Consider the following 13,290-nt stretch of genomic DNA (forward strand, 5'->3'; position numbering starts at 1 on the left):
TCTGCCCACACCGCATCGGCGCCATCGTCCAAGCAGCACTCGTCCTGACCCATCACGAACACCAGGGGCGCTACTGAGAAAACCTCATTGGGGCGCTTGGCGCGGCGGGCCAGGACCAGGCCGCCCAGCGCGACCGCCGCGATCAGGAAGCCCGCGCTGACCCCGTAGGCCAGCCGGAACCCGGATGCCAGTGCCTCGCGGTGGTCCAGCGAAGCCAGGCTCGCCGTGCGGGACGCGGCCACCGCGGCCAGCACCGCCGTGCCGACCGCCGCTCCCACCTGCTGGGTCGTGTTGATCAGCCCGGACGCCACGCCGGCGTCCCCGGCCGGGACGTCCGCCATCGCCAGGCCCATCAGCGCCGGGATGGCCGCGCCGGCGCCCAGGCCCATCAGCAGCAGCGGCGGCAGGACGTCGGCGAAGTAGGAGCCCGACACCCGGGTGAGCAGCAGCAGGCCCACGATCACCAGGCCCAGCCCGGCCAGCAGCACGGCCCGCGGGCCGAACCGGGCGGCGAGCTTGTCCGCGAAGCCGAGCGACGCCACCGCAATCACCAGCGGCACCGGCAGGAATGCGACGCCGGTCCACAGCGCGTCGAGGCCCAGCACCTGCTGCAGGTACAACGCCGTGACGAACTGGAAGCCGAGCATCCCGGCGACCATCAGCACCATCACCACGTTCGCGCCGGTGACCGCGCGGATCCGGAACAGCCGCAGCGGCAACAGCGGCGTCCGCGCCTTCGCCTGCCGCACCGCGAAGGCCGCGAGCAGCACGACGGCCGCGGCCACGGCACCCCAGGAGGACGCCGAAATGCCGTACACGCCGAGCATCACCGCCGCGGTGGCCAGGACGGCGCCGAGCACGTCCAGTCCGTGGCGCAGGCCGGTGCCACGGTCCGCTTCGACGACCCGGACGGCCAGCAGCAGTGCGGCCACGCCGATCGGCAGGTTGACGTAGAACGTCCAGTGCCAGTTCAGCGCTTGGGTGAGTGCGCCGCCGGCGATGAGCCCGATGGACGCACCCGCCGCCTGCGTGAAGCTGTAGACCCCGATCGCCTTCGCCCGGGCCCGGGGCTCGGGGTACATCGTGACGATCATCCCGAGCACCACGGCCGACGCCAGCGCGCCGCCGACGCCCTGGGCGAATCGCGCCACGACGAGGACACCGGCGTCCGCGGCCAGGCCGGCGACGAGGGAGGCGAGGGTGAACAGGCTCAGCCCGCCGAGGAAGACGCGGCGGCGGCCGAGCAAGTCGCCGAGCCGTCCGGAGAGCAGGAGCAGGCCGCCGAAGGCGACCAGGTAGGCGGTGAAGACCCAGGACAGCCCGGCGGGCGTGAAGCCGAGGTCGGCCTGGATCGCCGGCAGCGCCACCGCGACGATGCTGCTGTCGAGCACGACCATCAGCGAGGCGGCGCAGAGCACCGCCAAGGCGAGGCCGCGCGAGCGGGTGGGGTGGTTCTCGGCCATGTCAGGCCCCTCCAGTCGAGAGTTCCCCTGGTCGTCGCCAGGGCACTTCTTGTAACAGTGCCCATCATGTGTGACCATGGGTTCGCTCGGAAGGAGGCACTTCCATGTCCCAGGGGAACATCGGTGTACCTGTCCAGGTCACCGAGATCGACCCGGAGAAACTCGACGTCTGCACGGTGCTGGAGGTCATCAACCGGATCAGCGGCAAGTGGGCGATCGGGATCCTGCTGGAGGCGATCCGCGGCCCGGTGCGGTTCACCGAGCTGGAACGCGCGGTCGAGGGCATCAGCCGCCGGATGCTGACGCTGACCCTGCGCAATCTGGAGCGCGACGGCCTCCTGGTCCGCACGATCTACCCGACCGTCCCGCCGCGCGTGGAGTACGAAGCCACGGCGATGGCGAAGGAGCTGTACCAGTCGCTGAACGGCCTGCTCGGCTGGGCGGAGCAACATCGCGACGACATCGCGGCCGCCCGCGTCGCCTACGACGCCGCCGCCGGCTGAAGACGTGGAACGGGCCGCGGTGCGAGGTCGGGGAGACTCGCACCGCGGCCCGCGGTGGCTCGTGCTCAGCGGGGGCGTGAGCACGAACGTTCAGGGTCAGGCTTTCGCCGCGCCGCCTTCGTCGGGGCCGGACCGTTCCTCGTCGATCAACGTCGCTTCGTCGAACGGCGCCGTCCCGGCGAACACCCGTTCCGCCTGGTCGCGGTCGAACTCCCTCGTCCAGTTTCCGATGAGGACGGTCGCGACGGCGTTGCCCGCGAAGTTCGTCAGCGCGCGGGCCTCGGACATGAACCGGTCGATGCCGAGGATGAAGCCGACGCCGTTGACCAGTTCCGGCCGGTGCGACTGGAGGCCGCTGGCCAGGGTCGCGATGCCCGAACCGCTGACGCCGGCGGCGCCCTTCGACGCGATGATCATGAACACCAGCAGGCCGATCTGGGCGCCGATCGAAAGCGGCTCGTCCTGGGCCGCGGCGATGAACAGCGTCGCCATGGTCAGGTAGATCGCCGTGCCGTCCAGGTTGAACGAGTAGCCGGTGGGCACGGTGATGCCGACGACCGACTTGCCGACCCCCAGGTGCTCCATCTTCGCGATCAGCCGGGGCAGCGCCGATTCCGACGACGACGTCGACAGGATCAGCAGGAACTCGCGGCCGAGGTAGCGCAGCAGGTGCCAGATGTTCACCCGGGCGCCGATCCACAGCACCAGGCCGAGGATGACGAACACGAACACCAGGCAGGTCGCGTAGAAGCCGATCATGATCACGGCGAGGCTCTTCAGCGCCGCCCAGCCGGTCGCGCCGACCACCGCGGCGATCGCGCCGAACGCGCCGATCGGGGCGGCCCACATGATCATCGCCAGCACCCGGAACACCAGGCGCTGGATGTGCTCGACGCCGCGCAGGATCGGCGCGCCCTTCGAGCCCAGCTTCTGCAGCGCGAAGCCGACGAGCAGCGCGACGAGCAGCGTCTGCAGGACCTGGCCTTCGGTGAACGCGGACACGAACGTCTTCGGGATGATGTGGAGCAGGAAGTCGACCGGGCCTTCCGAGCCGGTGGCGGACTTCTGGACGCTCTTCACGTCGGCGGGGTTGAGGTGCAGCCCCTCGCCCGGGTGCAGCAGGTTGCCGACGACCAGGCCGATGGCGAGCGCGAAGGTCGACATCACGATGAAGTAGACCAGCGCCATGATGCCGACCTTGCCGACCTTCGCCGCCTTGGCGACCGAGCCGACACCGATCACGATGGTGCAGAAGATGATCGGCGAGATCATCATCTTGATCAGGTTGACGAACCCGTCGCCGAGCGGCTTGAGGCCCTTGGCGAAACCGGGGAAGAGGAAGCCCACCAGGATCCCGAGCAGGACCGCGACGATCACGGCCAGGTACAGGTAGTGGGTCTTGTCGCGGCGGCGGGGTGCCGCTTCGGGGGTCGGTGTCGGCACCGTTGCCTCCAGCTAGGGGTGTTCAGGTTGCGGCACACTGTAGGCCCAGTTCGGTGATCCGGCTCACTTGTGTTCATTGAGTTCGTGTGATGATCGCACCGTCCCGTTCGGACACCGGCGCGCGCGGTGTGCTGGTATGAGGAGGTGCCTCCGACGTTGCGGTCCCATTGGAGCCTGGCGCGCCAGCTGCTCGTGCTGCAGCTGGTGGTGCTCTGCGTGCTGGCCGGCGCCGGGATCACCTTCGCCTGGATCGACGCGCAGCGGGCGGTGAACGAGAACGCGCGCGACCAGGTCCGCGCGGTCGCCATGACGGTCGCCGACGCGCCCACCGTCGCCGCCGCGGTGACCACGCCGGACCCGAGCGCGACGCTGCAGCCGTTCGCGCTGCTCGTGCAAACCCACACCCAGGTCGACTTCATCACGATCATGAGCCCGGCCGGGATCCGCTACACGCACCCGAACCCGGCCCTGATCGGCCAGCACTACATCGGGAACATCGGCAAGGCGCAGCGGGGCGAGGACCTCACCGAGACCTACACCGGCTCGCTCGGCCCGTCGGTGCGCACGGTCGTGCCGGTGTTCGGCGCCGGGCACCGGGTCGTCGCGCTGGTCGCGGTCGGGATCACCGTCGCGGCGATCTCGGCCGAGCTGCGCGAACGGCTCTGGCCGCTCTTCGGCGTGGCCGCCGCGGTGCTGGTGGTCGGCGCGCTCGGCGGCTGGCTGATCAGCGCCCGGCTGCGGCGCCAGACCCGGGGCGTCGCGCCCGACGAGCTGAGCAACCTCTTCGAGTACCACGAAGCCGTCCTGCATTCGGTCCGCGAAGGCGTGCTGCTCGTCGGCCGCGACGGGCGGATCGGGCTCTGCAACGACGGCGCCCGCGCGCTCCTCGGCCTCGACTCCGACCCGGTGGGCCGCGACCTGGCGACGCTGGGCCTGCCCGACGGGCTGGCCGAGGCGTTCACGTCGGCGGAGAACCGGGCCGAGGAACTGCACCTGACGGACTCGCGCGTGCTGCTGGTCAGCACCACCGCCGTCCGCTCGGGCGGCCGCGCGCAGGGCACTGTCGTCGTCCTGCGCGACCACACCGAGCTGCAGTCGCTGACCGGCGAGCTGACCACCGCCCGCGGCCTGGCCGAAGCGCTGCGGTCGCAGGCGCACGAGGCCGCGAACCGGTTGCACACCGTCGTTTCCCTGGTCGAGATCGGCAAACCCGAGCAGGCCGTCGAGTTCGCCACGGCGGAGCTCGCCTTCGCCCAGGAGCTGACCGACCGGGTCGTCGGTGCCGTCGCCGAGCCGGTGCTCGCCGCGCTGCTGCTGGGCAAGGCGGCCGAGGCGAGCGAGCGCGGGGTGGAGCTGACGGTCACGCCGGACACCGTCATCGACGACGTCTCGCTCGGCGTCGAAGCCCGCGACCTCGTGACCATCCTCGGCAACCTGATCGACAACGGCCTCGACGCGGCCGTGCGCGGCACCGGGCACCCGAAGGTCGTCGTCACCGCTCGCACCGGTGAAGACGGGCTGCTGCTGCGCGTCGCCGACTCCGGGCCTGGCGTGCCCGAGGACGCCGACGTGTTCCGGCGCGGGTGGTCGACGAAGGCCGAGGACGGCCACGGGCTCGGCCTCGCGCTCGTCGGGCAGGCGGTGCGCCGCTACGGCGGCACGATCGAGGTCGGGCGCGACGGCGGCGCGGTGTTCACCGTGCGGCTGCCGCGGCAGGAGGCGGGCCGGTGATCCGCGTGCTGGTGGTGGAGGACGAGCCGGTCGCCGCGGAGGCCCACCGGGTGTACGTCGAGCGGCTCCCCGGGTTCGTGGTGGCGGGGGTGGTGCACTCCGGCGGCGAGGCGCTGCGGTTCTGCGAACGCGAGCCGGTCGACCTGGTGCTGCTGGACTTCTACCTGCCGGACACGCACGGCCTGGCGGTCTGCCGCTCGCTGCGCGCGGCCGGCCTGCCGATCGACGTCATCGCCGTGACGTCGGCCCGCGACCTCGGCCTGGTCAAGGCGGCGGTCTCGGTCGGCGTGGTGCAGTACCTGCTCAAGCCGTTCACCTTCGCGACCCTGCGCGAAAAGCTGGAGCGCTACGCGGAATTCCGCGACGCCTCCGGCGAGGTCACCGGCCAGGCGGAGATCGACCGGGCCCTCGGCGCGCTGCGCACGACCGAGCAGCCGCCGCTGCCGAAGGGCATGAGCGGCCAGACCTTGGAGGCGATCACCGACGCGCTTTCCGGCGCGGCGGAAGGACTTTCGGCGGGCGCCGCGGCCGCGGCGATCGGGGCCTCCCGGGTGACGGCCCGCAGGTACCTGGAGTACCTGGCGGACAACGGCCTGGCCCACCGCGAGCCGCACTACGGCCAGGTCGGGCGGCCGGAGGTCTGGTACCGGCTGACCCGGGTGTGAGTTAGAGCTGGTCGAGCAGGAGCTGGGCGAGCTTCGCGTAGACGTCCGTGAGCCCGGGCCGAGCGCGGGCGCGCCGGACGTCGGAACGCATGGCTGGAGGATAGCCCGACTTCCGGCGGTTCCGGAGCCGAACCCACTGCGGTAGACCGGGACCATGCGAAAGTGGACCGGGTTTGTCGCAGCGCTGGTTTTCACCGCCGGGATCGCCGCTCCCGCGCAGGCCGCCGAGCCGGCGGCCACCGTCACCGAGGTCCAGGTCACCGGCCCGGTCGCGCAGCGGTTCAACCTCGTCGTCCTCGGGGATGGCTACACCGCCGCCGAGCAGCCGAAGTTCTTCGCCGACGTCGAACGGCACGTCAGCACCCTGTGGTCGCTCGAGCCGTTCAAGTCCTACCGCAGTTACTTCAACGTCTACGCCGTGTCGATCGCCTCACCGGAGTCCGGTGTGGACTGTGACCCCGGGCTCGACGCGCCCCGCCGGGACACCCCGCTGGACATGGGGTTCTGGGGCGGCTGCAACCCGCAGAGCGTGCAGCGGCTGCTGACCGTCGACGACGAGGCGGCCCAGCGGTACGCCGACCTCGTGCCGGGCACGACCCGCGCGAACCGCCAGATCCTCGCCCTGGGCAACAGCACCACGTACGGCGGCGCGGGCGGCACGTACGCGACGGCGTCCGGCGGCAACGCGCTGTCCGCGCTGATCTCGCCGCACGAACTCGGCCACTCGCTCGGCGGCCTCGACGACGAGTACGACTACTACGCGCGCAACGTCCCGGGCGGCGCGTACGAGGGCGGCGAGCCGGACTCGGTCCACCACACCCTGCTCACCGAGCCGCAGATGCGCGCCCAACACGCGAAGTGGTGGCGCTGGCTCGGCGAACCGAGCGAGTCCGGCGGCACGATCGGCCGCTTCGAGGGCGGGCTGTACGCCCAGACCGGGGTGTGGCGGCCGAGCCGGCACTCGATGATGAAGACGCTCGGCTACGCGTTCGACCAGGTCGGCCGCGAGCGGATGACGCAGCGGATTTCGGCGAAGGTGCCGTTGCTGGCCGGCGGCACGCCGGCGGGCACGATCGGCGCCGACCGGGTGGTCTGGGTGCGCCCGATGCATCCGGTCAGCCACCGCCTGGACATCCGCTGGACCCTCGACGGCGTGGCGCTGCCGGGCCGGGACGCGGTCGACCTGCGCCGCGCGCACGTCCGGCCCGGCCGCCACGTGCTGACGGCAACGGTGACCGACCCGACGCCGTTCGTCCGCGACCCGGCGGTCCGCCCGTCCGCGACGCGCACCTGGACGGTCGACACGTCGGTGGTCACACCGCCGGCGAGCGGCCCGGCGGTGGTGGCTTCGACCCCGGTGACCCGGCCGGTCGGCGGCCACGACGTGGTGTACGTCGAAACCGGCGAGCCGACGGGCTCGATCCCTTCGGTGGCCTGGATGCTGGACGGCCGCTTCGCCGGCACGGGCTCCGACTACGCACTCGACCTTTCCCGCGGCACGCACACCCTCACCGCGACGACGGGCGGCACGACGTTGACCTGGACGGTGGACGCGGCCGGGCCGGCCACCACGGCGGAGTTCCCGCCGGGAGCGGAGTACCACGGCTCGTTCACGATGCGGCTTTCCTCGCCCGACGGAATGCCGGAGTTCCGCGTGGACGGCGACGGCTGGCACAAGTACTACGGCTGGCCGACAGACCCGGCGGCCCCGTACTCGTTCACGGCCCGCGGCACGGAGATCGACGGCCTGGCGTACGGAAACCTGGGCGAGGGCGGGTTGACGGTGTCCCCGTTCGCGGACCGCAAGCCGGGCTACGGCAAGCACCGCATCGAGTACCGTTCCATCGACGCGGCGGGCAACGTGGGCCCGGCGAAGTCGGTCACGGTGACGCTGTTGCCGTGAGTTGTCCACACTCACTAGTGCCTGTGGAGAACACCGCACGCTGACTCGGGCGGTTTCGGGTGGTGGGGCAGGTCTGGGCGGGTGCCGGTTCGGGCGTCCGCGTGCCGTTCGGGCCGGACCACCGTGCCCCGCCGCCGTAAATCAATCGCCCGGCGCCGCCACCGGCTTGTACCCTCCTCGGCCATGGGAACCTTGTGGATGGCCGCCTGCGGGCGTGAGGCTCAGCGGCTCCGCCGCGCCTGACGGCGCGTCTCGCTGAAGATCCGATCGCGCCGTACTTCCGGATGCCCCGGCACCCGGAGGCGGTCGAGCGACCCCCCGGGTGCTCCATTCCGCAAGTCTGGAGTGCCTCCCTTGTCCCGCTCCGTCCACGGCGGCCGGCACGAACTCGGCCAGAACTTCCTGCACCACCTCCCGACCATCCGCACGATCGTCCGGCTCGTCCGCGAAACCCAAGGCCCGATCCTCGAGATCGGCGCCGGGGACGGCGCGATCACCCGGCGGCTCGCGAGGCTCGGGCGTGACGTCCGGGCCGTCGACCTCGACGAGCACCGCGTGCGCCGGCTCCGCCAACACCTTCCGTCGGTGTCCGTGGTCCACGGCGATGCCCTGCGGATCCCGCTGGACCGGCCGGTCGTCGTCGGCAACCTGCCGTTCCACCTCACCACGCCGATCCTGCGGCGCCTTCTCACCGCCGGTGACTGGGCCGAGGCCGTCCTCCTCACGCAGTGGGAGGTGGCGCGCAAACGCGCCGGCGTCGGCGGCCGGACGATGCTGACCGCCCAGACCGCGCCCTGGTTCGGCTTCACCCTGCACGGACGCGTCCCGGCCGGCGGGTTCCGGCCGAAACCGAGTGTCGACGGCGGTCTCTTCACCGTTTCCCGACGGCGTGACCCGCTCGTCGACCCGGCCGAGCGGGCCGGCTACGAACAGTTCGTGCGCAACGTCTTCACCGGGCGCGGCCGCGGGATCGAGCGCATCCTCGCGGACGTCGCCCCGGGACCCTGGCGCGCCACCCTGAAGGCCGCCGGCATCCCGCCATCGGCCCTGCCGCGTGACCTCACGCCGACGCAGTGGGCCGCGTTGTGGAACGGCTAGCGCGGCCGGCCCGGCACCCCCGGCCGCAGCTGCCACGGGTGCGGCCCGTCCAGCGGCCGGTACTCGACACCGAGCGCGTCCAGCCGCGGCAAATGATGGTCCCGCAACCTCGGCAGGAACTCCGCGTAGTCCCGCGGCCCGGAACTCCAAGCCACCTCCGCAAACGCCGACAGCCGCGGGAAGGCCATGTAGTCCACCCGCCGCACGCTGTCCAGGTGCTCGCTCCACACCTGCGCCTGCACCCCGCGCAGCCGCTCGCCCTCCAACGCCGGCGAGTACCCGTACACGTCCTCCAGTGTGTGGACCCAGCCGACCGGGATCGGCTCGGCGGGGTCCGCCGACTGCCGGTGGTCCAGGTACACGTGCTGCTCCGGGCACATCACCACGTCGTGCCCGAGGGCCGCCGCGCGCCGGCCCGCTTCCTCGTTGCGCCACGCGCCGATCACCATCGGGGGGAGGCCGTCGATGTCGAGGACCTCGTCCCAGCCCATCGGCGTGCGGCCGCGGGACACCAGGTGCGCGGCCAGCTCCCGGACGAACGCGCGGTGCTCGTCGGTCGCCCCCGGCGTCTCGTCGCCGCCCAAAGCGATCACCGGGGACGGGAAGATGTCCAGCAGGTGGTCGAACACCTGCCGGAAGAAGTCCAAAGTGGACGGTGTCGGCGAAAGCAGCGAAGTGCTGATGCCCCAGGAATCCCAGACTTCGTAGGACGACGAAGTCCCCAAGGAAGGGTAGGCCGCGAGAGCCGCCCGCGCGTGTCCCGGGATGTCGATCTCCGGCACCACCGTGACCGCCCGGGAAGCCGCGTACGCCACGATCTCCCGCAGGTCGTCGCCCGTGTAGAAGCCGCCGTGCGGACGGCCGTCCTGCTCGCCGCCGCTGCCCACCATCGACGACGGCCGCCAGCCGCCCACCGACGTCAGCCGGGGGAACGCCGGGACCTCGAAGCGCCAGCCCTGGTCGTCGGTGAGGTGCAGGTTCAGCACGTTCAGCTTGTGCGCGGCCAGCAGGTCGACGAACCGGAGCACCTCCGCCTTCGTCCGGAAGTGCCGGGCGACGTCGAGCAGGCAGCCGCGCCAGCCGAAGCGGGGATGGTCCTCGACGACTCCGCATGGCAACGACGAAGGCGCGAACCCGGCCACCCGGAACGCCGCAGGCCCCGCCAGCTGCCGCAACGTCTCCCGCCCGTAGACCTCCCCGGCGGGATCGGCCACCTCCAGAACCACGCCGGAAGGGGCAAGGGAGAGCCGGTACCCCTCAGGCGGCAGGGAAGCGGCTCGGACGTCCACAGTGGACGGCCACGGGCACGAGCCGGGCCGGGGTGTGACCGAAACCGGCCGGGGGAGCAGGGTGTCGAAAGCCATGTCAGCCCTTCACGGCGCCGGCCATGCCGGACACCAGCCGTCGTTGGACGAGGACGAAGAACACCAGCACCGGGATCGTCATCAGCGTCGAGGACGCCATCACCGCGCCCCAGTCCGTGTCCTCCGGCTTGAAGAACACGAGAATCGCCTGCGGCAGCGTCTGGTTCTCGGTCTTGGACACGATGAACGTCTTGGCGAACAGGAAGTCGTTCCACGCGTGGATGAACGCGAGCACGCTGACCGCGACCAGCCCGGGCGCCACCAGCGGGAACAGGATCTGCCAGGTGAACCGCACCCGCGACGCGCCGTCGAGCTTCGCCGCCTCTTCGAGTTCCACCGGCACCGCGGCGACGAACCCGCGCAGCATCCAGATCGCGAACGGCAGGCTGAACGCCAGGTGCACCAGCACCAGCGACCCCAGCTCGTTGAGACCCAGCGCCGGCACAGCCCCGCCGAGGGACCGCATCAGGAAGAACAGCGGAATGGTCAGCGCTTCCACCGGCACCATTTGCGCGACCAGCGTCATCACCAGGAGCACCGTCCGCCCCTTGAACGAGAACCGCGTCAAAGCCACGGCCGAGAGGAACGACAGCAGCAGCGACAGAACCACGACGACGAGGGCCACGAGCAGGCTGTTGACGAAGTACCGCCCGAACCCCGACACCGTCAGCACCCGCGAGAAGCTGTCGAACGAGGGGCTGAACGTCCAGGGCTTCGGTGACGCCGACTGGATTTCGCCCGCCGGCTTCAGCGCCGACAGCAGCATCCAGTACAGTGGGAACGCCACGATCCCGGCGATCACGACCGTGACGACTTCGGCGATCAGCCGCCCAGGACGCTTCACAGCCATGCCGCGCTCCGGCGCTGCGACCGGACGTACAGCCCGGTCACCGACAGTAGCAACAGTGTCATCACGACTCCGATCGCCGAGCCGAGGCCGTACTCCTGCCCGGCGAAAGCCTGTTGGTACGCATACACGTTGAGCACGAGGTTCCGCCCGGCCACGCCGCCGCCGTTGGTCATCACGTAGATCTGGGTGAACACCTTGAAGTCCCAGATGATCGACTGGACGGTCGCGATCATCAGCAGCGGCCGCACCATCGGCAGCACGATCGTCCACGTCGTGCGCCACGCCGACGCGCCGTCGAGCGACGCCGCTTCGAGCACCTCGTCCGGCACGCCCTTGATGCCCGCGTACATCGTGACCAGCACGAACGGGAACGAGCACCAGATCACCTCGGCCGCGACCAGCCCGAACGCGCCGAGCGTGCCGAACGTCCACGAGTGGTGCTCGAACGGCAGCCCGAGCCCCGACAGCACCTCGTTGACCAGCCCGAAGTCGGTGTCGAAGAGGAACAGCCAGACGTAGGAGCCCGCGATCGCCGGCGTCGACCACGCACCCAGCGCGGCCAGGAACAGCAGCATCCGGGGCAGCGAACGCACCCTCGAAGCCAGCACCGCGAGCCCGGTGCCGACGACGAGCGAGCCGACGACGCACGCCGCGGCGAACCCGACCGTCTTGCCGAGCACGGTCCAGAACTGCGCCTGGGACAGCAGGTCCGCGTAGTTCGCGAAGCCGAGGAACACCAGCGGCGCGTTGCCCGCGGCCTGCGGCTGGCCGTAGTCGTAGAACGAAATCAGGACCAGCTGGTAGATCGGGTAGGCCAGCAGCGCGGCGAGCAGGATGCCCGCGGGGGCGAGGTAGAGCGCGGCGGCCCGGCCGTCCCCCTTCCGCCGCGGCCGCCGCGCGGGGGCCGTGACGGAAGGGGCGTCCTGGAGCGTCACCACTAGCCGAAGGCCTTGTTCATCGCCGCGGCCGCGTCGGCCAGGGCCGCCGCCGGGTCCTTGCCGCCGGTGGCGATCTGCTGCACGGCCGTCGGCAGCACGTTCTGGCTGTCGATCTTCGACCACGCCGGCGTCGCCGGGACGAACTTCGTGCCCGCCTTCAGCGTGTCGACGAACGGCTTGAGAAAGGGGTCGTTCGCCGCGAGCTTCTGCTGCACGGTGCTCAGCGTCGGCAGGTTGCCCATCGCCGTGTACATCTTCTCCTGGTACTTCGCGCCGCCCAGCAGCTCGACGAACTCCAGCGCCAGGCTGCGGTGCTTGCTCGCCTTGAACACGCCGAGCAGGTTGCCGCCGGCGAACGCGGGGGCGGTGCTTCCCACAGTCAGGCCCGGGATCGGGACGACGGCGTACTTGCCCTTCACCGCGCCCTGTTCGACGGCCTTGCGGTTGAAGTCACCGCCGATCGTCATCCCGGCCTTGCCGCCGGCGAACGCCGTGACGCTCTGCGTGCCGGTCAGGTTCGCGCACTGCGCGGGCGGGCAGATGTCGTCCTTGAGCAGGCTCGCGTACTGCGTGACACCGGCCTTGGCCTGCTCACCGGTGACCGCCGAGGTCCACTTGCCGCCCTGTTCCTGCGCCAGCTCACCGCCGTTGGCCCAGAGGAAGGGCAGCATCGCGTAGGTGTACTTGCCGCCGACGGCGATGCCGTAGAGGTCGGGCTTGGCCGCGCGGATCCGGCGGGCGGTGTCGGTCAGCTCGGCCAGCGTGGCCGGTGGCTTCAGGCCGAGCTCGGTGAAGACATCCGTGCGGTAGTAGAGCGCCCGGATGCCGGTGTACCAGGGCAGGCCGTAGGTCTGGCCGCCGGACTTGGCGGTGTCCAGCACGGTCGGGATGAGGTCCTTGGCCTCGGGCCACGCCGCGAGGTCGCCGGTCAGATCGGCCAGCGCCCCGGTGGCGGCGTAGCTGGAGACGTCGGTGTTGCCGAACTCGGCGACGTCCGGGGCGTTGGCCGGGTCGTTGAAGGCGCCGGAGAACTTGTCGGCGCGGCCCTCGACCGGCACCCACTGGACGTCGACCTCGACGCCGGCGTGAGCCGCCTTGAACTCGGTGATGGCGTCCTTGACCGCGGCCTCCTTCGGCGCGCGGTTGGCCTCGTCGAACAGCCAGACGCGGACGGTGCCGGTCTTGTCGTCCCCGCCGCCGCCCGCGGGGGCGGATTGGGTGGGCGCACAGCCGGCCAGGAGGGCCAGCCCGGCGGCGAGGGGCAGGGTGCGGCGCAGTCTCATGGTGAACCTCCCGTGAGTGCCCTCGTGAGTGGTAAGGCGGGTTCTAACC

The 13,290-nt window shown here is 71.2% G+C and carries 10 protein-coding genes and 1 pseudogene; 5 read left to right on the plus strand and 6 right to left on the minus strand.

Going from position 1 to position 13,290, the window contains the following annotated elements; translation table 11 throughout:
• On the minus strand, positions 1-1,463 hold a 1,463-nt coding region (locus ACWEVN_RS40165; RefSeq protein WP_452054776.1), incomplete at its 3' end, for a DHA2 family efflux MFS transporter permease subunit.
• 104 nt (positions 1,464-1,567) lie between these two features.
• Here ACWEVN_RS40165 and ACWEVN_RS40170 point away from each other — a divergent pair.
• Positions 1,568-1,966 carry a winged helix-turn-helix transcriptional regulator gene (locus tag ACWEVN_RS40170; RefSeq protein ID WP_449683313.1) on the plus strand — a complete coding sequence of 133 codons (399 nt, stop codon included), beginning with the start codon at positions 1,568-1,570 and terminating at the stop codon, positions 1,964-1,966.
• A gap of 96 nt (positions 1,967-2,062) precedes the next feature.
• Here the strand turns inward: ACWEVN_RS40170 and ACWEVN_RS40175 are convergent, their stop codons facing one another.
• Complete coding sequence (locus ACWEVN_RS40175; RefSeq protein ID WP_310976624.1) at positions 2,063-3,409, minus strand: cation:dicarboxylate symporter family transporter; 1,347 nt, start codon at positions 3,407-3,409, stop codon at positions 2,063-2,065.
• Between the two features lie 144 nt (positions 3,410-3,553).
• Between ACWEVN_RS40175 and ACWEVN_RS40180 the strand changes: the two genes are divergently transcribed.
• The 4 genes and pseudogenes from ACWEVN_RS40180 to erm all read left to right on the plus strand — a co-directional run.
• Complete coding sequence (locus tag ACWEVN_RS40180) at positions 3,554-5,140, plus strand: sensor histidine kinase (RefSeq protein ID WP_449683312.1); 1,587 nt, start codon at positions 3,554-3,556, stop codon at positions 5,138-5,140.
• Positions 5,137-5,805 (plus strand): response regulator, encoded by a 669-nt coding sequence (locus ACWEVN_RS40185; RefSeq protein ID WP_310976622.1) that lies wholly within the window; start codon positions 5,137-5,139, stop codon positions 5,803-5,805. The genes ACWEVN_RS40180 and ACWEVN_RS40185 overlap by 4 nt, the downstream gene beginning before the upstream one ends.
• 154 nt (positions 5,806-5,959) lie before the next feature.
• On the plus strand, positions 5,960-7,708 hold the full coding sequence (locus tag ACWEVN_RS40190) for a M64 family metallopeptidase (RefSeq protein ID WP_452054777.1): 1,749 nt from the start codon (positions 5,960-5,962) through the stop codon (positions 7,706-7,708).
• 354 nt (positions 7,709-8,062) lie between these two features.
• Positions 8,063-8,800: pseudogene (gene erm / locus ACWEVN_RS40195) on the plus strand (23S ribosomal RNA methyltransferase Erm); the annotation flags it as partial.
• A 2-nt stretch (positions 8,801-8,802) separates the two neighbouring features.
• Here the strand turns inward: erm and ACWEVN_RS40200 are convergent.
• The 4 genes from ACWEVN_RS40200 to ACWEVN_RS40215 are packed head-to-tail and all read right to left on the minus strand — an operon-like array spanning position 8,803 to position 13,241.
• Complete coding sequence (locus tag ACWEVN_RS40200) at positions 8,803-10,170, minus strand: beta-N-acetylhexosaminidase (RefSeq protein ID WP_452054778.1); 1,368 nt, start codon at positions 10,168-10,170, stop codon at positions 8,803-8,805.
• Position 10,171: 1 nt separating this feature from the next.
• A complete protein-coding gene (locus ACWEVN_RS40205) occupies positions 10,172-11,020 on the minus strand; it encodes a carbohydrate ABC transporter permease (protein WP_452054779.1) in 849 nt (282 codons plus the stop codon).
• Positions 11,011-11,958, minus strand: a complete 948-nt coding sequence (locus ACWEVN_RS40210; protein ID WP_396136992.1) for a carbohydrate ABC transporter permease — start codon at positions 11,956-11,958, stop codon at positions 11,011-11,013. Before ACWEVN_RS40210 ends, ACWEVN_RS40205 begins: the two co-directional genes overlap by 10 nt.
• The gene (locus tag ACWEVN_RS40215; protein ID WP_452054780.1) at positions 11,958-13,241 is read right to left on the minus strand and encodes an extracellular solute-binding protein; all 1,284 of its coding nucleotides are present in this window, start codon (positions 13,239-13,241) and stop codon (positions 11,958-11,960) included. Before ACWEVN_RS40215 ends, ACWEVN_RS40210 begins: the two co-directional genes overlap by 1 nt.
• Positions 13,242-13,290 lie beyond the last annotated feature (49 nt).

This window comes from Amycolatopsis sp. NPDC003861 (genome assembly GCF_053605405.1).

Coding starts and splice junctions, on each gene's coding strand:
- ACWEVN_RS40190 (WP_452054777.1), top strand. CDS start 5,960: ATGCGAAAGTGGACCGGGTTTGTCGCAGCGCTGGTTTTCACCGCCGGG.
- ACWEVN_RS40200 (WP_452054778.1), bottom strand. CDS start 10,170: ATGGCTTTCGACACCCTGCTCCCCCGGCCGGTTTCGGTCACACCCCGG.
- ACWEVN_RS40215 (WP_452054780.1), bottom strand. CDS start 13,241: ATGAGACTGCGCCGCACCCTGCCCCTCGCCGCCGGGCTGGCCCTCCTG.
- ACWEVN_RS40205 (WP_452054779.1), bottom strand. CDS start 11,020: ATGGCTGTGAAGCGTCCTGGGCGGCTGATCGCCGAAGTCGTCACGGTC.
- ACWEVN_RS40170 (WP_449683313.1), top strand. CDS start 1,568: ATGTCCCAGGGGAACATCGGTGTACCTGTCCAGGTCACCGAGATCGAC.